Here is a 25,795-nt window from a genome sequence, read left to right as displayed (position 1 = left end):
TTTTTATGGTATTAACTATTTCGATTACTTATTTTTGGTACTGAACTCATCTTGACTTTTTGTTTTAAACCGAAAAATTTAGCTTTTGTACAGTAATGAAGGTATTTTTCTTAACATAGCATCGCTACGTTTATAAAAAATGACGAAATTAGAGTGCAAAATGGAAGTTTTGCAGGTAAAAGAACAAGTCAAGTTGAGTTCTTAATTGAAATTAAAAGGTTATGGTAAGAAAAACGCTTTATATCTTATGTTATTTTGTTGGACTGTATGTAAATGCTCAGGAGGAATTTCATGTGTTTCCAATAGATGATATAAAGTCACCTGGAACGTCTCAAGGAAATGGATCATTAACGCAACCTTGGGATTTGCAAACAGCACTTAGTCAAACAACTGATATTGTTAATTCTGGAGATACAATTTGGATCCATGAAGGTGTTTATAATGGAAGATATATGAGCACACTTCAAAGTACAGAGTCTAATAAATACATAACTGTTTCTGGCTTTAAAGATGAGAACGTCATTTTAAATGGTAATGTTGATTCTAAATTAGGATCTGTTTTAGTGGTAAAAAGTAAGCAAGTAATTTTTATGAATTTTGAAATTACTTGGTTAGGAAATTATTCTAGAGATCAAAAAGATAACAATTTTAAATCCTGTATTGGAGTTGAGCACCTAAGCGGTGTGAACTGTAAGTTTTACAATTTAAAGATACATGACTTACCAGGTTTAGGGTTTGGGTCATGGAAAAATACTGCAGGAACCATCATAGAGAATTGCATGATTTATAATAACGGTTTTATTGCAAAAAACGGAAATGGAATAGGAGAAGGAATGTACGTTCAAAATAAATCTAATGAGATTAGATTAATAAAAAATAACATCATTTTTAATAACTATTATAAAGGTATAGAAGTATGGTCTGCAGGTAAAAGAGCTGACTATGAATTTGTAAAAAATATTACCTTAGAAAACAATGTTGTATTTAATAATGGATCACCTTCTGGCAGATTTAGAGATAATTTAATTATTGCATCAGATGATAGAAACGGTATTAATATCGCAAAAAATATTACTGTATTAAACAATGTGTTTTATCATAATACAAGTGGGTCTAATGGTTCCATATTGGGAGATGCACCTTCACTTACTTTAGGTTTTAATACATATGCTCCTATAGAAAATGTAACTGTTGAAGGTAACATTATCACTGGTGGTTATAATGCTTTCAGAATTTTGCTAGTAAAATCCATGCAGTTCAAAAATAACATTGTTTATACTGGTAACGTTCAAGTAGATCCTAGTATTTCAGATTATTTTCAAAATTGGAATTTTAAATCAAATACGTTTTATAGTCATTTAAAAAAGCCTTACAGAATTACAAAAGTTAAAGATTATTCATTAGCGACTTGGAATGAAACCTTTAATTTAGATCAAAATAGTGTAATTAAAAAAACTAAAGATTTTAATTTAAATCCTGTTTTGCATTTTTCAAGGCATAGTCAAAATGATCAAAAATTTACGCTTACATTGTTTAATAAAGAAGGAAACACTGTTTCGGTGGATTTTACGGAATATAACTTCGAAAATAATCTAACTTATAAAATTTATGATGTAGAAAACCCAAATGTGGTTTTAAAATCTGGTACGCTTTCCGAAGATAAAAAAATTGAATTCCCAATGGATAATCAAAACTTTGAGAAGCCAAAGTATAACTCAAAAGCTATAAAAACAATATCAAATTTTGGTGTATTTATTGTGGAATTTGAAAATAATATCCCTTCGGAAATATCTACAGAAAAGAAAGATAGCGCCTTTAAAAGGTTTTTTAAATGGCTAGGCTTTTGATAATTCGTTTAACTCTTACGTTGTACAACCTCAAACACTTTATTTTCATCACACTTTAGTGTTTTGCTAGGATATTTTAAGAGTAAAGCATAATCGTGAGTTGCCATTAAAATAGTATTACCATTGTTATTGATGTCACGTAACACTTCCATAACTTCAATACTCGTTTGCGGATCTAAATTACCAGTAGGCTCATCTGCTAAAATAAGTTCAGGATCATTTAATAAAGCTCTGGCTATTGCAATTCGTTGTTGTTCTCCACCAGATAACTCGTGAGGAAATTTAAAGCCTTTGGTTTTCATATCTACCTTATCTAAAACAGATTCAATACGGTCTTTGATTTTTGTTTTATCCTTCCAACCTGTAGCTTTTAAAACAAATTCTAAATTATTATTAATCGTTCTGTCTGGTAATAATTTAAAATCCTGAAATACAATACCTAATTTTCGTCTCAAAAACGGAATATCTTTCTCCTTCATCGTTCTTAAATCGTAATCTACAACATGACCTTCGCCTTCGGTAAGTTGTAAATCACCATAAAGCGTTTTCATAAAACTACTTTTTCCACTTCCTGTTTTACCAATGAGATACACAAAGTCACCTTTGTTCATTTCAAAATTAACATCAGCTAACACCATACTATCGCCTTGATAGATAGATGCATTTTTAAGTTGTAAAACAGTTTCAGACATGATTAATATGAAGATTTTAATAGAAATGTAAATGTATTATAAAAAAATGATATTCTAGTTTTCAGTCACAGTTTTCAGTATCAGTTCTCATCTTTATACAAATTCAAAATTATAATGACTATTTAAACTATCATAAGAGTTAGCCGTCAGAGTAAACACATGCTATTTTGCGTCTTAGTGCCTTTGCGAGAGGAATTAAGCAAGAGAATGTCTTAAGAGTAAACCATAAAAGTAAATCATAAGAGTGAACACAACTCAATAAAAAACATCTGTACAACAAACAACTCAACAAAAAAACAAATTATTAATAACCTTGTGTATAATTATGGCACAGATTATGCGTTATAGCTTAGAGATAAATTATCTTTGACATCAATTAAAATCGAACTTAATGACTTTCAGAAAAATAGGTTTTTTACTTGGCTTTTTACTGTTTGCTTTGCAGATACAAGCACAACAGACTGCAACATATACCAGTGATTTGGTAGACTATCAAAAAGCATTGACACTTTATAATAATCAGCAATATCAGGCAGCACAATCGCTGTTTGAATCTATTAAAGATGATGCTCCAAATGAAACTTTAGAGTCAGATTGTGCATATTATATTGCCAATTGCGCAGTACGACTTAATCAACAAAATGCAGATGATTTAATTCAGGATTTTGTAGATAATTATCCAACAAGTACTAAAAGAAATACAGCTTTTTTAGATGTAGGTGATTACTATTTTACAAATGGTAAATATGCCTATGCAAGAAAATGGTACGATAAAGTTGATGAAAATAGCATGGCTAGAACAGAACGTGATAAGTTCAACTTTAATTACGGCTACACGTTATATTCTACAGGAGATGAAACAGGTGCTAATAAATATTTAAATAAAGTAGTCACATCAAAAGAATATGGCTCGCAAGCCAAATATTATATTGGTTTTATGGCTTATGAAGGCGATGATTATGATAAAGCCAATGAATATTTTGATCAAGTAAGTGATGAGGAGAAATACAAAGAGAAGTTATCTTACTATCAAGCAGATTTAAATTTCAAACTAGGAAAGTTTGAAAAAGCAATTGAATTGGCCAAAGCACAATTGGATAATAGTAGTCCACAAGAAAAATCTCAGTTATCTAAAATTATAGGTGAGAGTTATTTTAATTTGGAAAATTATTCCGAAGCTATTCCGTTTTTAAAAGCCTATCAAGGTGCTCGTGGCAAATGGAACAATGTTGATTATTACCAATTAGGTTACGCTTATTACAAGCAAAATGATTTTGAAGCTGCTATTTCAGAATTTAATAAAATCATTGGAGGAGATAATAGCGTTGCTCAAAATGCATATTATCATCTAGGTGAAAGTTATATCAACTTGGATAAAAAACAAGAAGCACTAAATGCATTTAGAAATGCATCACAAATGGATTATGATTTAAAAATTCAGGAAGATGCTTGGCTAAACTATGCAAAGATTAGTTACGAGATTGGAAATCCATACCAATCTGTACCACAAGTTCTAACGAGTTATTTAGATACATATCCTGAATCAAACTACAAGGAAGAAGTCGAAACGTTATTAATCGATTCTTATATCACATCAAAAAACTATAAGGAAGCTATAAAACTTCTAGAAAACAAAAAGAGTTTTGAAAATAGAGTAGCATATCAAAAAGTAGCATTTTATAGAGGAATTGAAGTGTATAATGAAGGGGATTATACCAATGCAAAAAGCTTGTTTAATAAGTCTATCAAAGAGGCAAAAGATCCTATGTTTACAACGAGAGCTACATTCTGGAAAGCAGAAACAGATTATCACCTAAACAATTTTGATGATGCTTTAATTGGGTTCAAACAATTTGAACAGCAAGGCGAAGCTTCCGAAGTAAATGAAATCAATAATATAGATTACAATATTGCTTACACATATTTTAAACTTAAAAATTATAGTAAAGCAACAGAACATTTTCAATCATTTGTTACTAATCACAAGGACGATAAGTTGCGTTTAAATGATGCCTATTTAAGACTTGGTGATGGTTATTTTGTGTCTAGTGATTACAATAATGCTATTTCTGCTTACGATAAAGCGATTGCGATTAATGAGATTGAAAGTGATTACGCAACCTTCCAAAAAACTATGAGTTATGGTTATAGTGGTCAAGGTTCTAAGAAAATTAGCGGATTAAATTCTTTTATAAATACGTTTCCAAAATCCTCTTTGCGTGACGATGCGATGTATGAATTGGCCAATTCTTACATAAAGACAAACGAAACAGATAAAGCGATGGCAATGTATGATCGCTTAAATTCAGAATATAAAAATAGTGTATTCATCTCAAAAGCTTTATTACGTCAAGGATTGTCGTATTACAATGCTAATGATAATGAACGTGCTTTAAGTAAATTTAAAAAAGTAGCAAGTGATTACCCATCTACCGAAGAAGCTAATCAAGCAGTTGCAACAGCACGATTAATTTATATAGATTTAGGTCGAGTTGACGACTATGCAGCTTGGGTGAAAACCTTAGATTATATTGATGTCACAGATGCAGAGCTTGATAATACAGCGTATTTAGCAGCAGAAAAGCAGTATTTAGAAAATAATACAGATAGCGCAATACGTCAGTTTAATAAATATTTAAATGAATTTCCTAACGGAATCCACGCACTAAAATCTCATTTTTACGTAGCGGAAATGTACTCACAAAAAGAGTTGTCTGAAAATGCAAAACCGCATTACGAGTATGTCATAAACAAACAAAAAGGAGAATTTACAGAGCAGTCAATCGTTAAACTTTCTGAAATATATTTAGGTAACAAAAATTGGGATAAAGCCATTCCGTTATTAAAACGTTTGGAAAGTGAAGCCGATTATCCGCAGAACATTACTTACGCACAATCAAATTTAATGAATGCTTATTATCAAAAAGAAAAATATACCGAAGCTGTAAACTATGCTGAAAAGTCGCTTCAAAATTCAAAAATTGATAATAAAGTAAAAAGTGATGCACAGATTATTATTGCACGTTCTGCAATAAAAACAGGCAACGAAAGTAAAGCTAAAACAGCTTATGCTGAGGTTGAGAAAATTGCAACAGGAGCTCTCGCTGCTGAGGCTTTATATTACAATGCCTATTTTAAAAATAAAGAAGGTAAGCATGAGTCGTCAAATTCAACGGTTCAAAAATTAGCTAGAGATTACAGTAGTTATAAATACTATAGCGCAAAAGGATTAGTCCTAATGGCAAAAAATTATGATGCCTTAGGTGATGCCTTTCAAGCTACATACATTTTAGAAAGTGTGATTAATAATTTCCCAGACTATGATGATGTGGTTAGCAAAGCACAACAAGAATTGAATAAAATTAAGACGACACAAGCTAAAACAAACTCATCTGTACAGCCTCAAAATTAATAAAATGAAAAACAATCTTAAATATATAATCCTAGCACTATTAACTTTAAATGTTGCAATCACCTTCGCTCAAGAACGTGAAAATGATAGTATTGATGGCGGAACTGTAAATGTTGTAAAACCATACACACCTACGATTAGTGATGCATTTAAAATCAAGGAATTGCCATCTTTAAACGATTCTACAACCATCAAGAAAAAGGAAATTAAGTATAACATTTTTTCAATTCCTGTAGCATCAACCTTTACACCAGCAAAAGGAAAAGCAGCAACTGTAGATAAAGAAAAGGCTTTAAAATTATATGATAATTACGCATCTTTAGGCGTAGGAACATACACTACAATATTAGGAGAAGTCTATCTTAATCATGCCATTAGTAGAACAGAACGTGTTGGTGGATATTTTAGTCATCATTCCTCTGCTGGAGATCTTGAAGGTGTGAATTTTGATAACAATTTTTCTGAAACTGGCCTTAATGCGCATTACAGCCAAAAACTTAGAGATTACTCTTGGAAAGTAGAAGGAGGCTTCCAATTACAACGTTTCAATTGGTATGGTTTACCAAACCAAGACGTAGATATTTTTGATGTAGGGCATTCTTTTTATACTGCAAATATTGGCGGAAACATCAAGTTTGATGATGCTATATTTAAAAAAGGAAGTGTGTTGTTTAGACGTTTTGGTGATGATCAAGATTCTGGAGAAAACCGCTTTACTTTAAAAACTGGTTTCGATGTGCCAGTAGCAGATGAAGTTATTAATTCAGAAGTGACTATTGATTATTTAGGAGGCTCATTTGATAGGAACTATTTTGTCGACGAAGAATTAAATTATAGTAATGTAATTTTCGGTCTTGCACCAAGCTACCAAATGAAACAAGATGATTTAACCGTTAATTTAGGTGTTAATCTTGTTTATTTTAACGATACTGAAGCAAGTGATGGGAAATTCTTTATCTATCCTAATATTACAGCGAGTTACCGTTTGGTAGATGAATTATTAATTGCCTACGGAAGTATAGAAGGTGGTTTAAATCAGAATTCATATTACGATTTTGCTCAAGAGAATCCATTCGTATCGCCAACATTATTTATCGCTCCAACAGATCAAGCCTATAACGCAACATTGGGAATCAAAGGGAAGTTGTCTAATAGCATGAGCTACAATATTAATGGTCGTTATTTTGCAGATAATAATAGAGCATTGTTTAAATCTAATCCAGATTCTGGTATTGATCGCGAGAATTATCAATTCGGTAATTCCTTCGGAATTGCTTACGATGATGTTAAAACTTTCGCAATTGGTGGAGAATTAAATGTTGATGTCAACCGAAATTTTAAACTCGGATTAAAAGCAGATTATTTTGCATATAGTTCAGATAACGAAGCCGAAGCATGGAACCTTCCGGATATTGAAGCGTCTGCCTTTTTAGATATTCAGATTGACGAGCATTGGTTCGCAGGTGCTAATTTATTCTTTGTTGGAGAACGTAAAGATCAATTTATAACAGGAGTTGGCACGTTGAGTTTGCCAGTTGTTTCAACAATAACATTAGATAGTTATTTTGATGCCAATGCGCATGTAGGTTACAAAATCACAGATCAATTATCTGCATTTGCAAAAGTAAATAATATAGCAAATCAAGATTATAATCGCTGGTTGAATTATCAAGTTCAAGGCATACAGTTTTTAGCTGGAGCTACGTATCAGTTTGATTTTTGATAGATCAACTCAAAAACTGTTTTATTTAATAGGAGGATGAATTAATAATTTTAAACCCTAACCTATTGTTTATATTTTGTAAACTTGTATGAAATTATAAACAATAGATTATGAGGAAAAATTATGTGATTTTATTATTCTCTTTGATTACATCAATATGTTTTTGCCAAGTGCCATCTAATGATTTAATTGAGAATGCAACTGTTCTTAGTGATTTCCCGTTTTTAGATGAACAGGTTAATTTACTTGATGCTACTAGTGGTGGCAGTCTTTTCTGTCTTTACAATAACAGAAAAATATTCTATAAATATCAACCTACAGAAGATATTGTTCTAGCTTCGGCTATATTGGATTCAGATGATAATGATTATGAAATTGCTTTTTTTGTTTCTAGTGTACCAAACGCAACAAATCATACGCAACTATCAAATTTGCCAGGATTAGGATGTTCAGATTATGGCAATTATTATGCTCAATTTGCTTTAACTGCTGGTAATACCTATTATGTTGTTGTAAAACAGGGTGATCTACCTATAAATGATCTAGTAGATATATCTTTCAATGTTGGTTATGATTATACAATTAATTTTCCTGATAATAGCTTAGCATTTGCTTTATCTAATTATAATATAAGTACAAGTAATCCTGGTGTCCAAATAGTAGAAGCAATGTTGGAGACTAATACTATTGATATTGCATATTCAAATATTCAAGACTTAACAGGACTAGAATATTTTATAAATGCTACGGGAATAAATATGGCAAATAACTCTATTAGTGCTATAGACTTATCACTTTTTCCCAAGTTAAAACTGCTTCGAGCGGAGAATAATGAATTGAGTAGTTTGAATATAGATGTCGTTCCATTACTAGAAGAATTAGTAATATCAGATAATCTGATATCCAATATAGATTTGACTCAAAATATTCAAATCAAAAGATTTGTAGCTCGAAATAATCAAATTACAGAAATCGATTTTGGATCAAATCCACTTGAACGTATAGATGTTTCTAGTAATGAGATTTCCAATATAGATGTAAGTAACAAAATAAATCTAAATTATTTGTTTGCAAATGATACTAATATTAGCGAGCTTGATTTAACACAGAATAATAGCTTAATACAATTGTCAATAAATGACACTAACGTTAATGAGCTTGATTTAACCCAAAACACCAGCCTAACATATTTGTCAATTTCTAACAATCAGATTACTGAATTAGATTTAAGTCAAAATGTACTGCTTGATTATATCGTAGCTAATCAATCATCTATTTCAGATTTGGATGTAACCAATAATACACAATTGTTAGAATTGAGAATTGGAATGAATAATTTAACCAGTTTTGATTTAACTCAGAATAACTTAATTGAAAAATTGAGTATATCGAGTTCAATTCAAACGTTAGACCTTACAGCAAACACAGAATTAACCCAATTAAACTTAACAAATAGTTTGTTAGCCGATTTAGATCTCAGTAATAATAGTAATTTGGAGCTTGTATACATCACAAATAGTTATTTCTTGAGACATTTGAATTTAAAAAATGGTTCCAATAATCTATTATATAATCCTAATTGTAACTCTTGTCCTAATCTTGAAGTAGTTTGTGTTGATGATATTGTATATGCCGAAAATAATTTTACACAATTGACTAACTCTAACCCAGTTTTTGTTGATGATTGTTCCATTCTTACATCTCGAAACACTATCGAAGGAACTATTGCTTTTGATTCAGATGATGATGGTTGTGATCCTGATGACATTAAGTTAGTTTCTAAAAGGGTGAACTCTTCTACAGATGATTATTTTATTACAGTATTCTCAAACGAGGATGGTTACTATAAATCTTTAGTGGCTGATGGTGTTTATTCTACTCAATTAGAAGTACCAGACTTTTTTGATTACTTGCCAAATGATGAGATGACAGAATTTTTAGATTTTAATAACATAGAGACTCTAGATTTCTGTGTTACTGATAATTCCATAATCAATGATTTAAATGTCGTTATTATCCCAGTTTCTGAAGCTCGACCTGGTTTTGATGCTAGTTATAAGATTGTTTATGAAAATGTTGGTAGTACTACATTATCTGGAAATTTAAATTTTCAGTTTGATGATACAATGCAAACCTTTTTAAATTCAACACCTTCAGAAGATGCCTCAACTTCTAACTTACTGACATTTAATTTTGCTAATATTTTACCTTTTGAAATAAGAGAAATAGATATTGAGATGAATACGTTTACACCACCAACTGTCAATGGTGATGATATTTTGAATTTCACAGCTATGGTTACAACACCAGAAGTTGATAATCAACCTGATGATAATCAATTTCAATTAGCTCAAATTGTAGTGAATTCTTTCGATCCGAATGATAAAACTGTTTTAGAAGGTAATGAAATTACTGTTGACCAAGTAGATGATTATTTGCATTACGTTGTACGATTTCAAAATACTGGTACGGCAAGTGCAATTAACGTTATCATACTTGATGAGTTATTTTATTTTCTAGATGTAAGTACATTTCAACCAATTACAGCTAGTCACAATTATACAACAAGAATTGTAAACGGAAATAAAGTTGAGTTTAACTTTGAAAATATATTGTTACCAGCTCAACAAGATGATGACGCAGGAAGTAATGGTTTTGTCGCATTTAAAATAAAACCTCATGCACAATTTATTAGTGTTGGAGATGTTATTTTGGGAGATGCTTCAATTTATTTTGATTTTAACGCACCTATAATTACTAATCAAGTTTCAACTGAAGTTGTAGATGCACTATCTTTAGAAGAAACTATTTCTGAGAGTAATAATGTCAAGCTATATCCTAATCCAACTACAGGAATTGTATCAATAAAAACTAATAATAGTTTGAATATTATATCAATCGCGATATATAGTTTAAAAGGTGAATTGTTGATGACTGTAGAAGGTTCAAATTCATATTTAGATATCCGTAACTTTGCTTCTGGAATGTATATATTAGAAATTGAAACCAATAAAGGTGTGATTAATAAACGGATTATTAAAAACTAAAAAAACATTAATAATTATAAGAGCATTTAATCTCATTGAGTAGATTGAATGCTTTTTGTATTTTTACTAAACTGAACTAAAATATAACTAATATCCTGCAAGGTTTCTAAAACCTTGTAGGTATTTTAAAACGCTTTCATAACCAATGAAAAAACTATCCATCCTCATCGTATTATTTTCAATCTTCTCGTGCTCCAAAGAAAAGCAACAAGCAGATTCTATTGTATTCAATGCTAATATCTACACGGTTAATGATGACTTCGGAAAAGCAGAAGCATTCGCCATAAAAGATGGTAAGTTTATAGAAGTAGGAACTTCCGAAGCTATAAAAGCAAAATATGCGTCAGATAATATCATTGATGCCAACGGAAAAACAATCGTACCAGGATTTATAGATGCTCATTGTCACTTTTTAGGATTAGGTTTAGACCAACTAGATGTCGATTTGGTTGGAACCAAAAGTTTTGTAGACGTCGTAAAACGTGTGTCAGATTTTCAAAATGAAAAACAACAAGACTATATTGTAGGAAGAGGTTGGGATCAAAATGATTGGGAAGAGAAAACGTTCCCGAATAAAAAATTATTAGATAAATTATTTCCTAAAACACCTGTAGCATTAATACGTATAGATGGTCACGCTACTTTATGTAATCAAGCCGCTTTAGATCTTGGAGGTATCACTATTAATAGTAAATTTGATGGAGGAGAAGTCGTAATTGAAAATGGAGAACTTACGGGAGTTTTAATTGATAATGCCGTAGATTTGGTGTGGAAACATTGGCCAGTAGGTTATACAAGAGAAGATTTTGCAAACGCTTTATTAGTTGCTCAAGACCTCTGTTTTGATTTAGGTTTAACAACTGTTGATGACGCTGGGCTAGATCAGTATGCTATTGAAATTATAGATAGTCTACATACGACTGGAGATTTAAAAATGAGAGTGTATGCAATGGCTTCTGGAACTGAAGAAAATGTTGATTATTACTTAAACAAAGGCATTATTAAAACCGACAGATTAAACGTGCGTTCATTTAAGTTTTATGCAGATGGTGCCTTGGGTTCTAGAGGTGCTTTGTTGCGTGAGCCATACAGTGATAAAGCCAATCATTTTGGATTATTAGTTACAGATTTGGAAACCTTTAATCAGCAAGCGCAAAAAATTGCAAATTCTGAATACCAAATGAATACCCATGCTATTGGAGATTCTGCCAATCATGCAGTATTACAAACGTATAACAAGGTTTTAAGCGGAAAAAACGATAGAAGATGGCGAGTAGAGCATGCGCAAGTGGTTTCTCCAGAAGATTTTGATTTGTATAAAAATGTCATGCCATCAATTCAACCAACACATGCAACTAGTGATATGTATTGGGCAGAAGATCGTTTAGGAAGTGAGCGCGTTAAAGGTGCTTACGCTTACAAACAATTGTTAAATGCCTACGGAAAAGTAGCTTTAGGGACAGATTTTCCTGTGGAACAAGTGAGTCCGTTTCTAACCTTTTATGCAGCTGTAGCAAGACAAGATTTAGAGCAGTTTCCTGAAGGCGGATTTCAGAAAGAAAACGGATTGTCTCGTGAAGAAACCTTAAAAGGAATGACTATTTGGGCAGCCTATTCTAATTTTGAAGAAAACGAAAAAGGAAGTATAGAATCTGGTAAATTTGCAGATTTTATTATTTTGGATCAGGATATTATGACTGTTGATCAAAATGAAATTCCTAAGATTATTGTGGAGCAGACGTTTGTTGGAGGTGAAGCACAATAATGATTTTTATCATGCGATATGTCATTCAGAGCGCAGCGAAGAATCTTTAATTAAAGTGAGATAATGCATATTAGATTCTTCAGTTGTACCTCCTTCTGAATGACAACGTGAACTTCAATTCTAAATTTGTAATTAAGATTGCGATATGTCATTCAGAGCATAGCGAAGAATCTTTAATTAGTTTTACTTAATTTCAAACTATGAAAACTAAAGGTTCGCATAACTATTATGTCTATATTCTAACAAATAAAAACAAGACTGTGTTATATACTGGTGTCACTAATAATTTAAAAGAAAGATTATATTCTCACAAAAACCCATTGCCATTTTCAATAGCATTTACTACTAAATACAAATGTTATTTTTTAGTTTACTATGAGCATTTTTTTGAAATTGATGTAGCAATCAAAAGAGAAAAACAAATAAAAGGATTTAGTCGATTGAAAAAAGAAGACTTAATTATGAATTTTAATTCAGAGTGGGCTTTTTTAAACGATACTATATAAAAGATTCTTCAGTCGTTCCTCCTTCTGAATGACAACGTGAACTTCAATTCTAAATTTGTAATTAAGATTGCGATATGTCATTCAGAGCATAGCGAAGAATCTTTAATTAATAAGTTAATACCATATTAGATTCTTCAGTCGTTCCTCCTTCTGAATGACAATGTAGAATTCAATTTTAAATAAGTCATTGTTAAAAAGCGATATGTCATTCAGAGCATAGCGAAGAATCTTTAATTCTACTATTTTAAACTAATCCGCACCAAAAAATCAAAATGTTCTCCATCCAACACTTTCTCACATTGTAAGCCAACACCTTCGCAAGCCAATTGTAAACGCTCAAAATCCAGATACAACCACTTCATTTTTTCTTCCTCTTCACCTTTATAACTCAAGAAATAATCTAATTCTCCATAATAATTAGCGTTGGTGTCTATCCAAAGTCCGCCATCATCATCTTCATACATATATTTAATATCTGAAGAATCGATTAAGATTTGACCTCCAGGATTTAAAAGTGATTTTAAATGATTGAGATATGCAGACACTAGAGATACCTCTTGGAAAATACCTGTGCCATTCATTAATAGAAGGATCGTATCAAACGTTTCGGTTTCTTTTAGGATGTCTTTTTGCTCAACATGTTTAACACCTCTTTGCTTTGCTACTTTTACAGCACCTTCAGAAATATCAATCGCTTTCACTTTGAAACCTTTTTCTTGTAGATAAAGACTATGACTTCCGGAGCCACAACCAACATCTAAAACGGTCCCTTTTGCTAATTGTAAAGCCTTTTGTTCTAGTTTGGGCATTTCCGAATAACTTCTAAAAAGATAGGGAAGAGGTAACTCATCTTCACCAGAGATATTAGTTGAGGTAATAAGGTCTTCGGTATAATTATTGTTGAAATAATCTTGTAAGGCTTTGCCAAAAAGGTCTTTATTCATATTTTTTGTTATACTGAATTTGTTTAAGCATCTTATAAAAGTAGTATTTTTACACCATGCAAGACTTCATAAATAATCTTCCTAAGCTCGCCAAAGATAAGCATAAGGAAAATAAAACCTTCTTTACGAAGCTTAAAAAAAAGCCGCCAAAACAGTTAGACTATATCATGCAGGAACTGCATGAAGAAGAATTTGAACGCACAGATTGTTTAGAGTGTGCCAACTGCTGTAAAACAACAGGACCTTTATTTACACCAAAAGATATTGAGCGAATTGCCAAGTCTTTTAAGATGAAGCAACAGCAATTTATTGATACGTATTTGCACTTGGATGATGAGAATGATTATGTGTTGCAATCTGTACCTTGTACGTTTTTGGGTGCAGATAATTACTGCTCTATTTATGACGTAAGACCAAAGGCATGCAGAGAATTTCCGCATACAGATAGGAAGAAATTTCAACAAATCTCAAACCTGACTTTAAAAAATGTAGCCATTTGTCCTGCTGCTTATAATATAGTTGAAGCCATGAAAAAAAATATAAAACTTTAAGGTTGTTATGAAAAAACTTATTCTAGTACTATTATGCTTTGTTTCAATATCTAGTAATTCTCAAATTAGAGAATGGAACTCCTCTTTAGATGCAGCCAAAGACTTGGCGACTATACAAGACAAGATGATTTTGATGATGTGGGAAGAGTCTACTTTGATGCCATTGCCAGTTATTGTTAATGGAGAAAATGGTAAAAAAATATTTATTGAAGATATGCTTACTAATGAATATGTCACTAATTTGATTTGGGAATATTTTATTCCTGTTGTAGTTAGTGAATCAAATTATACCGAATTATTTGATGAGATCAGAGACCATAGAAGTACAGATTATATCAATGCCTTTAATGATGATACTATTAAAATTTTAGATGTTAATGGTAATATTTTAAATGTGGAGATTGATGCTAGCGATAATTATTTAAATATTACAGATTTTATTTTAAAATATGCCCTAAATACATCTTTGATAAAAGGCGAGTTATTGGCTTATAGAGAGAATAAAAATTTCTATTCTACATTTAGGTTAGCAGCAGGTTATGTTGATATGGCCTCCTTTGTGCTTCCTAAAGTGAGACCAGAAATGATAGCATTGTCTGATATTTATTTTAATGAAGCGCAAGTCTTTTTAGATCAAGGTGCTATTGAGAAATCTGAGTTATACTTGCAAAAAATCAATCTTCAAAAAATTAAGCAACAATTAGTTCTCAATAAACCTAGAAAAGTTTTAAGACAATTAAAACGCTTAGATTCTAACATTCTTAATGCTAATGAGGCTGAAATTGCTTTTTTATATTTTACAGCTCATCTTTTATTAAATGATGAAAAAAGCGCAAGTGAGTGGCGAAATAAACTTTCTTTAGTAAATTTGAAAAAAGCCAATCAGATAATAATCTCAAATGAATAAGTTTCATGGAAACCATAATTAATTATTTTGAAACGATACCTACGCTTCATAGAAGTTTAATTTTGGTTGGAGGACTCACACTATTCTGGTTATTAGAAGGAACATTGCCATTATTTAATTTTAAATATAAAAAATGGAAGCATGCAGCTCCTAATTTGTTTTTTACACTCACGACTATCATTGTAAATTTCACTTTAGCATTTACACTTGTCGCAACATCAGATTGGGTGAGCATCAATAATTTTGGCATCATTAATTGGATTCCAAATTTACCACTTTGGGCTTATGTATTTCTTGGTGTTTTGTTGCTAGACTTTTTTGGAGCCTATTTAGCGCACTATGTAGAACATAAAGTAAAACCATTGTGGATGGTGCACTTGGTACATCATTCAGATCATAACGTTGATACAACAACAGCAAATAGACATCATCCATTAGAGAGTATTATTCGTTTTGCATTTACCTTATTTGGCGTTTTTATTGTTGGTACACCAATTGCTATCGTATTTTTATATCAATCACTTTCATTAGTAGCAACTCAGTTTACGCATGCAAATATTAAGTTACCTAAAAAAGTAGATAAAGCCTTAAGTTATATTTTGGTATCTCCAGATATGCACAAAGTTCATCATCATTATATGTTGCCTTATACCGATTCTAACTACGGAAACATCTTCTCAATATGGGATCGTCTTTTTGGTACGTTTATGACCTTGGATAGAGAAACCATTGTATATGGTGTAGATACATTTCCAGATGAAGAAGCTAATGGTAAAATAGGTGAACTTCTCAAGCAGCCGTTTCATAAATACCGAAAACCAACAACCATAAAACCACAAGATTAATGCGTTATTTCTGGATATTTAGTTTTGTTTTATTGTATAACTGTAACTCTCAAAAATCAATGGATATTCAAGGTCATAGAGGTTGTAGAGGCTTGTATCCCGAAAATTCTATACCAGCATTTAAAAAAGCATTAGACCTAAAGGTACACACTTTAGAGATGGATTTAGTTATTTCAAAAGATCATAAAGTTGTCGTGTCTCATGAGCCATTTATGAATCATGAGATTGCTTTAGATCGCTTCGGAAATGAGATAACTCCAAAATTAGAAACCTCATTCAATTTATACCAAATGACATATGATAGTATTAAATTATATGACTGCGGAAGCAAAAAACATCCAAGATTCCCATTTCAGAAGAAAGAAAAAGTTTATAAACCACTATTCACAGAAGTTATTGATTTAGCTGAACGTGAGTCTAATAATACCATATTTTATAATATTGAAATCAAGAGCATGCCAGAATATGATGGTATCTACACACCAAAAATTCAAGAATTTGTTCAATTAGTTCTCAATGTTGTAGAAGCTAAAGGGATAAGCAATAGAGTGATTATTCAATCTTTTGACGTAAGAGCTTTAGAAGAAACCAAACTGCAAAATCCAGAGCTTAGTATCGCATTACTTGTTGATGAAAATGAGATTATCGATACTAAACTTACAACACTTTCTTTCAAACCAGAGATTATTAGTCCGTATTTTAAACTCCTTGATCAAAAAAGTGTTTTACAACTTCAAAACGACGGATTCAAAATCATTCCATGGACCGTAAATGAAATTGGAGATATCAACCTTATGTTTGACATTAAAGTTGATGGTATAATCTCAGACTTTCCAGATAAAGTTATCCAAGTAAAAAACTTAAAAAATTAATTCACATCGTTTAAGTGTTCATTTTAAGCGACTTAGGCAGGTTGTTTTTCAATAAAATTTCTGCTAAATGTGTTATTGGTCTATTTTTTATGTAAGAGTATTCCATTCATCGTTACTTTTCAATAGTACATCTAAGATATTAATATGGCATCGAAGTTGCCTTTAACTTTGTAGTGTACAGATGTTGATTTTCCGCTTAAAACTAAAAGTCAATTTAAGTACATAACATAAATTAATCCATACCCTCAAAACGAGGTTGGAAGTATTTTTAGTTTAATCTTTAAATGACCCCAATCATGAACAAGTTAACTATCCTTGGCGTGCCAATAACTCGCCTATGCGTAATAGTGATTTTTCTACTTATGAGTAATAGCAATGCTTTTGCTCAAGAAGAAATATTCACTTCCATTAGAAAGAACATCAATCCGTTAGCTTATGAACTCGATCATAATCTTTCAGAAAATCAGGATTCTTTACTTTTAGAAAGCAAATATTTATTTAAGAAAGTTCGCTTTATTAGTAAAACTACAGAAAAAGTTTTTGACTTTAAACCTGCAGTTAAAAGTGCTAAAATTACATTAGAAGAATTACCTCTAGGTAAATATACAGTGATGTTTTATCAAGCAGATAAGATTATCGTATTTCAAGTAGATAGATTGTTGCCCTTTGATTATGTGTCTCCATTAGAATCTGATATGGCAGTTGCAGCTCTTGCAGATGTGGTCTTAGAAGACGATGATATTGCAAGTATCACTACAGATTTTGATTCAGAAATGGATAGTGCTGCTGCAAGTGTAGCTAATAAAAACACTGATAAAGAGTATGAAGCTTTTGAAGAAAAAGTGAATATGAGTTATAATCTTTCTGAAAAAGATCGCTCAAAAGTTCAAACAAGAGCAGAATATAGACGAACAAATTTGAGACCTAACGGAAAACCGTACGTCGATTAATTGACTTCTTAACCCAAATCAACTCGAACGAACTATACTTCGGTTTAATTTACCGTTCATGGATTTTTTTGCCCTATAACCAAAAAAGAAATTAGCTTTAAGGTTCGGGATTATAAAAAAGCTATTAGTTCATTATTGTTGACGTTAACCAACGTTAGGACATGAGACCATTATTTTTTGTAATTTTTTTTAGTTTAATATCTTCATTAAACACTACTACACAAGCACAAAACGACTTTGCTAAACTTGAGAAAAATGTCAACGTTAGAGCCAAAGGTTTAATCCAAACACTCAATACAACTAAAGATACTTTAATACTTAAAAGTGAATTTGTAATTCATAAACTATATTCGGTAAGTGAACAAAGCGAACGCGAAATTGACTTGAATATTGGAGAAAAGTCTATTGAAATCCCTTTAACTAATTTAACTAAAGGAAAACATGTTTTTGTTGCTGTTCAAGGTAGATTGAGAATTGTTTTTAAAGTTATATTATTTGAAGATGACGAGATGTTATTGGCTATGAATGACAAGAAACCTATGAAAAAAAAAGCTAAAGCTCGGTTACTTAAAAATGAGAGAGAGTAGCATGTAATTTGTCAATGTCATCCATCAATAGTTTAACTAATGCAAAAATATTAGATAAACTTTTTTTGTCTTTTTCTCACATTCTCAAATTTTTTTAGTCCAATGTATATAAGACGTGCCATCAATCAAGTTGAAAATAATTTGATGATGATTGTTTAAAAAACATGAAGTTTGTCTAAAATATGTATGTTTGTCACTTAACAATTAAACTAGATAGAATGAAAAAATTATTAGCCTTTATATTTGTAATGTGCGTTTTTAATGCTTGTAGTGATAGTGACTCGGCAAACGATGGAGATAACGGTGACGATGACCCACAAGGCACGCAAATATATGATGCTCCTTTAGTGAGGTCTTATGTAACTTATACATCTCAAAACTCAGTATCATTAAACGGTTTTATTGATCATTCTAATTTTGCTTTTCCTGAGTCAGATTCTTTTAAAAGAGGTTTTATATTTAGAGCTGGAGACCAGAATGATCCAAGTAATGACCAAGTATTTGAACTTGAAGGCGAAGTAGATTACTATAATGGTTTTTATTATTTCGATTATGCTATTGATGGGTTACAACCTAGTACAACCTATTATTACACTGCATATACAAGAAATGGTGATAGTGAAAAAATGGATTGGGAAGAATTTACAACTTCTGAAATCTCTTGTAGTTACACACAAAATAACTATTATAGTATTGATGGTGTTTGGAAAAATGCTAATGTAGAAGTTATAGATCCTCAATGTTGTGTAGACGGTAATGTCGGATTTAGATTTGGTAATTGGCCAGATATATATGAAATTAATTTTAATGAAATTGATAATGGTTATCCAATCACAGGTCAGTATTTTGGAGAAGATTATGAGTTTGATATCAGTTACATTCAAAGAGAACTGGTAAGGTCTACGAATCAAGTTTTAATTGGAAGTCGATCAACTCCAGAAACAGAGCTATTTGTTGAAAATGATGGAGTGATCATAACTTTAATTTTCTGTAATACTGTTTTAAGAGATGGAACCGTTTTAAACGGAAAAGTTTCTGCTGATATTCTTTAAGCTAAAAAAATTAAATATTACAAAGAAAAAACACTACTCGACTTGGGTAGTGTTTTTTTTTATTTTTAGATCCTTTGAAATTAATATTCAATAACAGAAATACTTTAGATTTTTACTCAGTTATAAATCAAATATTTTGCCCTTGTTTGTTTATAACGCTTCAACCCATCAGCCCAAGTATCTTTAATCTCTTTCTCAGAAACACCAGATTCAATTTGCATTCGCAGAGCCTTTGTACCAGCAAGCTTAGTAAAGTAATCATTAAAAAACACGGTTTTGTCAATAGAGTTTTTATAAGCATTAATCAAATAACTCAAATCGATTTGATTAAGATTTTTGTGCTCACTTAAATCCTCACCATAACACAACACACCATCATGTTTTGGGTGTTTAGAACCTTCATTTGGCATTGGGATATATTTAAAACTATAAACCGTTTTATCCAAATACGGACTACCATAAATCTGAAACTGTTTAGAAGTACCACGACCAGCATTCACATTTGTGCCTTCAAAAAAGCATAGGCTTGGATAGAGGTTAATTGATTTGTCGTTGGGTAAATTAGGCGATGGTTTTATAGGTAAATTGTATGTTTTATCATGTGTATAATTCTGCATCTCAATAATAGTAAGATCACATTTAGCTTTATTCTCCAACCAGTCTTCACCATTAATCATTTTTCCATATTCTCCAATCGTCATCCCATGAACAACAGGTATGGGATGCATCCCTACAAAACCTTTGTGTTCTGGTTCTAAAATAGGACCATCAATATAATTCCCATTTGGATTAGGTCTATCTAAAATAATAATAGGAATATTAGCTTCTGCGCAAGCTTCCATGACATAATGCAAACTAGATATATAAGTATAAAAACGTGCTCCAACATCTTGTATATCAAAAACAACAACATCTAAATCTGCTAATTGTTCAGGATATGGTTTTTTGTTTTTTCCGTAGATAGATACAATTGGTATGTTAGTTTTGGTGTCAACACCATCTTTTAATAATTCACCAGCATCAGCTTTACCTCTAAACCCATGTTCAGGAGCGAAAACTTTTATGATGTTGATATTTCGTTGTAGTAAACTATCAACAATATGAGTATAATTGTCATTACGAGAAGCTTGTGACGAACCAATTTCTTTATAAACCACACTTGTCTGATTTGCAACAATCCCAACACGTTTTCCTTTTAATAAAGGTAGATAAGCATCCGTTCGATTCGCTGCAACAATAATTTGATTTTCTTCTTGCGATTGCTTTTCATTATCAGCAACTACTAATCTTGAATTTTGAATTTTAGACTTTGAATCGTTTCCACAAGAAATCAACACCAAAACAAACATAATAATCATTGGGAAAACCCTATTTTTGAATTTCGATAAACGCATATAATAATTTTGAATTACGAGTTTTTTATAGCTAAACGCATTATTGGTAGTAAAGCGTATAAAAGTAGTGTTTCGGCACCAATAATAAAAATTGGTATTGCTGCAATTGCTATTGGTATAGTCGTGATGCTTATTGCTATTGCTACTGGTTTAGGACTTCAAAAAAAGGTGCGAGAAAAAGTTGTTGCGTTTAATGGACACATCACGATAAATAATTATGACACCAATGAGTCTAATGAATCTATCGTACCAATTTCTATAGATCAAGAGTTTTATCCGCAATTTAATTCCGTAGAAGGGATTAAACATATTCAAGGTGTTGCAACCAAATTCGGCATCATTAGAACCGAAACCGATTTTGAAGGCATTGTTCTCAAAGGTGTAGGTAATGATTATGATTGGACATATTTAGAAGATTTTTTAGTAGAAGGTGAGTTGCCTTTGTACGAAGGGAAACTCAGTAACGACGTTGTGATTTCAAGCTATCTTGCTAATAGATTACAATTCAAAGTTGGTGATACATTTGAAACTATGTTTGGGAAAGAGAGTATCGATGACATTCCTTTTCAACGGAAATTTAAAGTTGTTGGGATTTTCAACTCCGGATTTCAAGATATTGACAAAAACTTCATGATAGGTGATTTGAGTCACATTCAACGCATGAACAAATGGGAAAAAACCGAAGTTGGAAACTTTGAGGTCTATCTCGAAGATTTTATCCAGCTTTTAGAGAAAGAGCAACAAATAAGAGACCAAACACCATCACATTTAGACACACAAACCATAGAAGAGAAATTTTACACAACCTTTGAATGGATTAAAATATTTGATAATAATACCTACGGAATAATCGCCATAATGATTATTGTCGCAGGAATAAACATGATTACAGCTTTATTAGTCCTCATTTTAGAACGTACCCAAATGATTGGAATTTTAAAAGCATTAGGCAGTAGTAATTGGAGTATTAGAAAAGTGTTTTTATATAACGCAACCTATTTAATTGGTTTGGGCTTGCTTTGGGGAAACATTATTGGCTTAGGTTTGTTATTTGCTCAGCAACAATTTGAACTCCTAAAATTCCCAGATCCTGAGCAATATTATGTCTCTGTGATTCCTGTGCATATTGGTTTGGATTATATCATACTTCTCAATATTGGGACGTTTATCGCGTGTTTTTTGATGTTACTAATTCCGTCCATTATAATCTCTAAAATTTCTCCAGTTAAGGCGATTAGATTTGAGTAGTTTTTAATTAGGACGTTACCCTTTATCACTTTGTGGTGATAAAGCGTCAGGCTGTCCGTTATATCTTTTTATCGTACCTCAAAAAAGGATGCCACTTCCATCCTTAACGCGAACCAACTCTACTTGAAGTAAAGTTATATGAATTTTAGAGCTATGTCTTGAAGTGCTAATATTTCCGAAGAAAATAATATTAAATCTCAAGTTTTAATTACTTTTGCAACGTAAAATAATGACTATGCAATACGCAAAAAATATTCTAGAAACTATTGGTAATACACCTTTAGTGAAACTAAATAAATTAACAGCAGACTTACCTTGTCTGGTGCTTTCAAAATACGAAACCTTCAATCCAGGAAACTCAACAAAAGACCGTATGGCTTTAAAGATGATTGAGGATGCAGAAGCAGACGGTCGATTAAAACCAGGTGGAACAATCATTGAAGGAACGTCTGGAAACACTGGTATGGGACTGGCTTTAGCAGCTATAGTAAAAGGGTATAAATGTATTTTTGTGATTAGCGATAAGCAATCAAAAGAAAAAACAGATGTATTAAGAGCGCATGGAGCAGAAGTTGTTGTTTGTCCAACAGATGTTGAACCAACAGATCCAAGGTCTTACTATTCTGTTTCTAAACGTTTAGGAGAAGAAACACCAAATTCTTGGTATGTCAACCAATATGATAACCCAAGTAATGCCAAAGCACATTATGAAAGCACAGGTCCAGAAATTTGGAAACAAACCGATGGTAAGATCACCCATTTTGTAGTAGGTGTTGGTACTGGTGGAACAATTTCTGGTGTTGGTAAATATCTAAAAGAACAAAATCCAGATATAAAAGTTTGGGGAATTGATACATATGGTAGTGTGTTTAAAAAATACCATGAAACCGGAATTTTTGATGAAAAAGAAATCTATCCTTACGTGACAGAAGGTATTGGAGAAGATATACTACCAAAAAATGTAGATTTTTCTATCATTGATGGTTTTACAAAAGTAACCGATAAAGACGCAGCAATTTACACACAAAAACTAGCTTTAGAAGAAGGTATGTTTTTAGGTAATAGTGCAGGAGCAGCTATAAAAGGGTTATTACAATTAAAAGAACATTTTACAAAAGATGACGTCGTTGTTGTGTTATTTCATGATCATGGAAGTCGTTACGTAGGTAAAATGTTTAATAATGATTGGATGCGTGAGATGGGTTACATCGAGTAGATATTCATATAGTAATAGTGTTAAAATACCCTTTATAGGGTATTTTTTTTTGACAATATATAACCTAAAATTGTATCATAATCAAACACTATTATTATGAAAACATTAAAACTTATCGTTTTACTCATTTCAGCATTTTTTTTACAAAGTTGTTGTTCTTTATTTAAGACAGATTGTCCGCCATGCGAAGATATCCAGCAAGGAGCAGAATTAGCAGATTTATTATTAGATGATTTTGAAAGTATAATTGTTCAAAATGAAGAAGAAGGATCTGTTGCGTATGATATTATTCATACCATTGTTAATCTTGCTACCAATTTTGAATGCCCAGAAGAAGTAACGAGCGCAGGAAATCATATGGATAGATTGCAACTAATTTATAGTGAAGATGAAAATTTCACTAATCCAGTTGTTGTAGAATCCCAAACAGCTAATGTTAACCAAACAACAAACGCGAATGATAACTATCAAGTAGTGAGCGAAATTGCTTTTCAGACTGCTGGCTTCTATATCATAGATAATTCTATTGATAACACCAATCTTGTACCAGAAAGAAATGAGGCTAATAATAATGATGAAAATGCTTTAGGTGCGAGATTAAGCAAAACAAGTTTCTCTTCCTACACTGTAATTCATATTACTGAAACCATGCTACAATCAACTACCAAAAAAGTGACATCTAAAAACCCAAAATACATAAGCAAATGGAACGTAAGTGTTTATTAAATAAAAAAATAGGTATAGTAATATTCTTTACGTTACTACAAAGCTGTTGTTGGTTTAATGATGATTGTGATGAGTGCTTTGAAGATGCAAACTTATGGTTTCCAGAAACTGTAACTAATATAGAAATTACAAGAACATTACAACCAACTTTTATAGGCAACCAATTTTATCCAAATGGGACTTCGGTAGGTGTTTTTAATAATGTTTTTGTGTATAACGAGTTTTTTTCTGTTACGAAATATGTTCAAGGAATCAATCAGAATGTGATCTTCTTTTGGAATAGAGATACACCTCCAAACTTTTCAAATTTAGAGGATGGTGAGATAGTCACGTACTATAAAACAGTTGTAAACCGTCGTTTTGACAATAGTTTGGAATGTGCTTTTGCTAATGTTGAAGAGGTTAAATCTATTTTAGAAGTGCGAGTAAGAACTAATGATACAGGAGAGATTATAGGTCAACGAGAAGTAGAACAAACGATTTTTAATATTCCTTCTGGTCAATATGGGACATTCCATTATAGCTTTGAGTTTCTAGCTTGTGGCAATTATGAATTTGACATACAAATAGATCCAGAAGGTCAACTAAGCGAAACATCTGTAAATGATAATAATTATTCTGAGGTACAAGAAGATTTCGGATTCTGTTTCTAATATTTTACTTTAAATCAATATAATCAAGGAGCACTTCAAAAGATTGCTCTTTTTTGTTGACTATTAAGTAAGCTATTTCTTCTTGATATGACGTGTAATAAATTTAAGTAAGTGTTGAATAAAGTTTTGATTTTTTTGGAAGTGTTCGTCTAATTTTGGATATGGACTGTTAGAAGAAATTAGGCTATTTTTTTTAACAAAGTTTAGTGCATAGTTTTAACCAATACGCTCAGCAATAAGCTTTAATAAAAACGTTTCTCGTTCAATAGACATCCCTTTTTTATCACTTGTAGCCATAGTAGTGGTATTATGTTTTATAGCTTCATGGATATTAATCCAAACCGCTTTCATACCATTATTTATTTCATAATGCTCTAATTTTGAGTTGCCTAATTCTTTGTCTATATCACATGTATAGCAATAAGAAATCATATGCTGTACATCATAATCTGGTTTATACCAAGGTCTATACTCTTCGTAAATGCCAAATGGTTTAATGTTTCTAATAGAAACCGCACCAGTTTCTTCATTAAGCTCACGCATCATGCCTTCAAATTTGTCTTCGCCCAAATCTAAACCTCCACCAGGAAGACTGTAATCTTCATATCTTTCAGTGTACATCAATAAAATATTATGACCTTGTATAGTGATACTTCTTGTGGCTAGCCTTCTCACAATAGATTTGTTTTCTAAAGTTTTTATTTCAGGATGATAATGGGTTTTTAAATGTTGCATTTATTTAGGATGTCTAATTATTGAATTGACAAGAGTCAAAGTTAAACTGTTTTTCTAATATATCCTGCACTCTAATCAGGAATATGAGGCATTAAGTTGTTTTATATATAGAGCTAATATTTA

The 25,795-nt window shown here is 31.5% G+C and carries 21 protein-coding genes; 17 read left to right on the top strand and 4 right to left on the bottom strand.

Translation table 11 applies throughout. The features are described from left to right. Positions 1-221 precede the first annotated feature (221 nt). Positions 222-1,847 (top strand): hypothetical protein, encoded by a 1,626-nt coding sequence (locus WNY78_RS09755; protein WP_342873009.1) that lies wholly within the window; start codon positions 222-224, stop codon positions 1,845-1,847. An 8-nt stretch (positions 1,848-1,855) separates the two neighbouring features. On the opposite strand, the gene WNY78_RS09750 is transcribed toward WNY78_RS09755, so the two are convergent. Beyond that, positions 1,856-2,539: an ATP-binding cassette domain-containing protein gene (locus WNY78_RS09750; RefSeq protein ID WP_342873008.1), complete on the bottom strand. Its 684-nt coding sequence runs from the start codon at positions 2,537-2,539 to the stop codon at positions 1,856-1,858. A 391-nt stretch (positions 2,540-2,930) separates the two neighbouring features. On the opposite strand from WNY78_RS09750, the gene WNY78_RS09745 reads away from it, so the two are divergent. From WNY78_RS09745 to WNY78_RS09725, 5 genes are all read left to right on the top strand, one after another. After that, positions 2,931-5,951 carry a tetratricopeptide repeat protein gene (locus tag WNY78_RS09745; protein ID WP_342873007.1) on the top strand — a complete coding sequence of 1,007 codons (3,021 nt, stop codon included), beginning with the start codon at positions 2,931-2,933 and terminating at the stop codon, positions 5,949-5,951. A 4-nt stretch (positions 5,952-5,955) separates the two neighbouring features. Further along, positions 5,956-7,674, top strand: coding sequence for a TonB-dependent receptor (locus WNY78_RS09740; protein ID WP_342873006.1), 1,719 nt, complete (start codon positions 5,956-5,958; stop codon positions 7,672-7,674). Positions 7,675-7,784: 110 nt separating this feature from the next. After that, complete coding sequence (locus tag WNY78_RS09735; RefSeq protein ID WP_342873005.1) at positions 7,785-10,721, top strand: T9SS type A sorting domain-containing protein; 2,937 nt, start codon at positions 7,785-7,787, stop codon at positions 10,719-10,721. Positions 10,722-10,866: 145 nt separating this feature from the next. Further along, positions 10,867-12,486: an amidohydrolase gene (locus tag WNY78_RS09730; RefSeq protein WP_342873004.1), complete on the top strand. Its 1,620-nt coding sequence runs from the start codon at positions 10,867-10,869 to the stop codon at positions 12,484-12,486. A gap of 200 nt (positions 12,487-12,686) precedes the next feature. Next, the gene (locus WNY78_RS09725) at positions 12,687-12,992 is read left to right on the top strand and encodes a GIY-YIG nuclease family protein (protein ID WP_342873003.1); all 306 of its coding nucleotides are present in this window, start codon (positions 12,687-12,689) and stop codon (positions 12,990-12,992) included. A 239-nt stretch (positions 12,993-13,231) separates the two neighbouring features. Here the strand turns inward: WNY78_RS09725 and WNY78_RS09720 are convergent, their stop codons facing one another. Then, entirely contained in the window at positions 13,232-13,936 is a 705-nt protein-coding gene (locus WNY78_RS09720) for a class I SAM-dependent methyltransferase (protein ID WP_342873002.1), read from the bottom strand. 56 nt (positions 13,937-13,992) lie between these two features. On the opposite strand from WNY78_RS09720, the gene WNY78_RS09715 reads away from it, so the two are divergent. The 7 genes from WNY78_RS09715 (at position 13,993) to WNY78_RS09685 (ending at position 19,700) form a co-directional block, all read left to right on the top strand. Beyond that, positions 13,993-14,487, top strand: coding sequence for a YkgJ family cysteine cluster protein (locus tag WNY78_RS09715; protein WP_342873001.1), 495 nt, complete (start codon positions 13,993-13,995; stop codon positions 14,485-14,487). A gap of 7 nt (positions 14,488-14,494) precedes the next feature. Continuing rightward, positions 14,495-15,394 carry a hypothetical protein gene (locus WNY78_RS09710; protein WP_342873000.1) on the top strand — a complete coding sequence of 300 codons (900 nt, stop codon included), beginning with the start codon at positions 14,495-14,497 and terminating at the stop codon, positions 15,392-15,394. Positions 15,395-15,399: 5 nt separating this feature from the next. Beyond that, on the top strand, positions 15,400-16,239 hold the full coding sequence (locus WNY78_RS09705) for a sterol desaturase family protein (protein ID WP_342872999.1): 840 nt from the start codon (positions 15,400-15,402) through the stop codon (positions 16,237-16,239). Next, complete coding sequence (locus WNY78_RS09700; RefSeq protein ID WP_342872998.1) at positions 16,239-17,111, top strand: glycerophosphodiester phosphodiesterase family protein; 873 nt, start codon at positions 16,239-16,241, stop codon at positions 17,109-17,111. Before WNY78_RS09705 ends, WNY78_RS09700 begins: the two co-directional genes overlap by 1 nt. Positions 17,112-17,407: 296 nt before the next feature. Continuing rightward, positions 17,408-18,061, top strand: a complete 654-nt coding sequence (locus WNY78_RS09695) for a hypothetical protein (protein WP_342872997.1) — start codon at positions 17,408-17,410, stop codon at positions 18,059-18,061. A 161-nt stretch (positions 18,062-18,222) separates the two neighbouring features. Continuing rightward, the gene (locus WNY78_RS09690; protein ID WP_342872996.1) at positions 18,223-18,648 is read left to right on the top strand and encodes a hypothetical protein; all 426 of its coding nucleotides are present in this window, start codon (positions 18,223-18,225) and stop codon (positions 18,646-18,648) included. Between the two features lie 218 nt (positions 18,649-18,866). Further along, positions 18,867-19,700 carry a hypothetical protein gene (locus WNY78_RS09685; RefSeq protein WP_342872995.1) on the top strand — a complete coding sequence of 278 codons (834 nt, stop codon included), beginning with the start codon at positions 18,867-18,869 and terminating at the stop codon, positions 19,698-19,700. Positions 19,701-19,816: 116 nt separating this feature from the next. On the opposite strand, the gene WNY78_RS09680 is transcribed toward WNY78_RS09685, so the two are convergent. After that, a complete protein-coding gene (locus tag WNY78_RS09680) occupies positions 19,817-21,058 on the bottom strand; it encodes a DUF1343 domain-containing protein (RefSeq protein ID WP_342872994.1) in 1,242 nt (413 codons plus the stop codon). 45 nt (positions 21,059-21,103) lie between these two features. Here WNY78_RS09680 and WNY78_RS09675 point away from each other — a divergent pair, with 45 nt between their 5' ends. The 4 genes from WNY78_RS09675 to WNY78_RS09660 all read left to right on the top strand — a co-directional run bounded on the left by WNY78_RS09675 (position 21,104) and on the right by WNY78_RS09660 (position 24,937). Beyond that, positions 21,104-22,342, top strand: a complete 1,239-nt coding sequence (locus WNY78_RS09675) for an FtsX-like permease family protein (protein WP_342872993.1) — start codon at positions 21,104-21,106, stop codon at positions 22,340-22,342. Between the two features lie 235 nt (positions 22,343-22,577). Then, on the top strand, positions 22,578-23,558 hold the full coding sequence (locus tag WNY78_RS09670) for a cysteine synthase family protein (protein WP_342872992.1): 981 nt from the start codon (positions 22,578-22,580) through the stop codon (positions 23,556-23,558). 96 nt (positions 23,559-23,654) lie between these two features. Further along, positions 23,655-24,284: a hypothetical protein gene (locus tag WNY78_RS09665; RefSeq protein WP_342872991.1), complete on the top strand. Its 630-nt coding sequence runs from the start codon at positions 23,655-23,657 to the stop codon at positions 24,282-24,284. Continuing rightward, positions 24,263-24,937: a hypothetical protein gene (locus tag WNY78_RS09660; RefSeq protein WP_342872990.1), complete on the top strand. Its 675-nt coding sequence runs from the start codon at positions 24,263-24,265 to the stop codon at positions 24,935-24,937. The genes WNY78_RS09665 and WNY78_RS09660 overlap by 22 nt, the downstream gene beginning before the upstream one ends. Positions 24,938-25,153: 216 nt before the next feature. Here WNY78_RS09660 and WNY78_RS09655 read toward each other — a convergent pair whose 3' ends face one another. Next, positions 25,154-25,672 carry an NUDIX hydrolase gene (locus WNY78_RS09655; protein WP_342872989.1) on the bottom strand — a complete coding sequence of 173 codons (519 nt, stop codon included), beginning with the start codon at positions 25,670-25,672 and terminating at the stop codon, positions 25,154-25,156. Positions 25,673-25,795: the final 123 nt, after the last annotated feature.

Source organism: Psychroserpens sp. AS72 (assembly GCF_038900375.1).
Lineage (GTDB): Bacteria > Bacteroidota > Bacteroidia > Flavobacteriales > Flavobacteriaceae > Psychroserpens.
Note: the sequence above shows the minus strand (reverse complement) of the source record. Positions and strands in the feature narration are given on the sequence as shown.

What these genes read in the sequence shown, in the direction of transcription:
- WNY78_RS09755 (WP_342873009.1), top strand. Translation starts at nt 222, where the DNA reads ATGGTAAGAAAAACGCTTTATATCTTATGTTATTTTGTTGGACTGTAT.
- WNY78_RS09750 (WP_342873008.1), bottom strand. Translation starts at nt 2,539, where the DNA reads ATGTCTGAAACTGTTTTACAACTTAAAAATGCATCTATCTATCAAGGC.
- WNY78_RS09745 (WP_342873007.1), top strand. Translation starts at nt 2,931, where the DNA reads ATGACTTTCAGAAAAATAGGTTTTTTACTTGGCTTTTTACTGTTTGCT.
- WNY78_RS09740 (WP_342873006.1), top strand. Translation starts at nt 5,956, where the DNA reads ATGAAAAACAATCTTAAATATATAATCCTAGCACTATTAACTTTAAAT.
- WNY78_RS09735 (WP_342873005.1), top strand. Translation starts at nt 7,785, where the DNA reads ATGAGGAAAAATTATGTGATTTTATTATTCTCTTTGATTACATCAATA.
- WNY78_RS09730 (WP_342873004.1), top strand. Translation starts at nt 10,867, where the DNA reads ATGAAAAAACTATCCATCCTCATCGTATTATTTTCAATCTTCTCGTGC.
- WNY78_RS09725 (WP_342873003.1), top strand. Translation starts at nt 12,687, where the DNA reads ATGAAAACTAAAGGTTCGCATAACTATTATGTCTATATTCTAACAAAT.
- WNY78_RS09720 (WP_342873002.1), bottom strand. Translation starts at nt 13,936, where the DNA reads ATGAATAAAGACCTTTTTGGCAAAGCCTTACAAGATTATTTCAACAAT.
- WNY78_RS09715 (WP_342873001.1), top strand. Translation starts at nt 13,993, where the DNA reads ATGCAAGACTTCATAAATAATCTTCCTAAGCTCGCCAAAGATAAGCAT.
- WNY78_RS09710 (WP_342873000.1), top strand. Translation starts at nt 14,495, where the DNA reads ATGAAAAAACTTATTCTAGTACTATTATGCTTTGTTTCAATATCTAGT.
- WNY78_RS09705 (WP_342872999.1), top strand. Translation starts at nt 15,400, where the DNA reads ATGGAAACCATAATTAATTATTTTGAAACGATACCTACGCTTCATAGA.
- WNY78_RS09700 (WP_342872998.1), top strand. Translation starts at nt 16,239, where the DNA reads ATGCGTTATTTCTGGATATTTAGTTTTGTTTTATTGTATAACTGTAAC.
- WNY78_RS09695 (WP_342872997.1), top strand. Translation starts at nt 17,408, where the DNA reads ATGAACAAGTTAACTATCCTTGGCGTGCCAATAACTCGCCTATGCGTA.
- WNY78_RS09690 (WP_342872996.1), top strand. Translation starts at nt 18,223, where the DNA reads ATGAGACCATTATTTTTTGTAATTTTTTTTAGTTTAATATCTTCATTA.
- WNY78_RS09685 (WP_342872995.1), top strand. Translation starts at nt 18,867, where the DNA reads ATGAAAAAATTATTAGCCTTTATATTTGTAATGTGCGTTTTTAATGCT.
- WNY78_RS09680 (WP_342872994.1), bottom strand. Translation starts at nt 21,058, where the DNA reads ATGATTATTATGTTTGTTTTGGTGTTGATTTCTTGTGGAAACGATTCA.
- WNY78_RS09670 (WP_342872992.1), top strand. Translation starts at nt 22,578, where the DNA reads ATGCAATACGCAAAAAATATTCTAGAAACTATTGGTAATACACCTTTA.
- WNY78_RS09665 (WP_342872991.1), top strand. Translation starts at nt 23,655, where the DNA reads ATGAAAACATTAAAACTTATCGTTTTACTCATTTCAGCATTTTTTTTA.
- WNY78_RS09660 (WP_342872990.1), top strand. Translation starts at nt 24,263, where the DNA reads ATGGAACGTAAGTGTTTATTAAATAAAAAAATAGGTATAGTAATATTC.
- WNY78_RS09655 (WP_342872989.1), bottom strand. Translation starts at nt 25,672, where the DNA reads ATGCAACATTTAAAAACCCATTATCATCCTGAAATAAAAACTTTAGAA.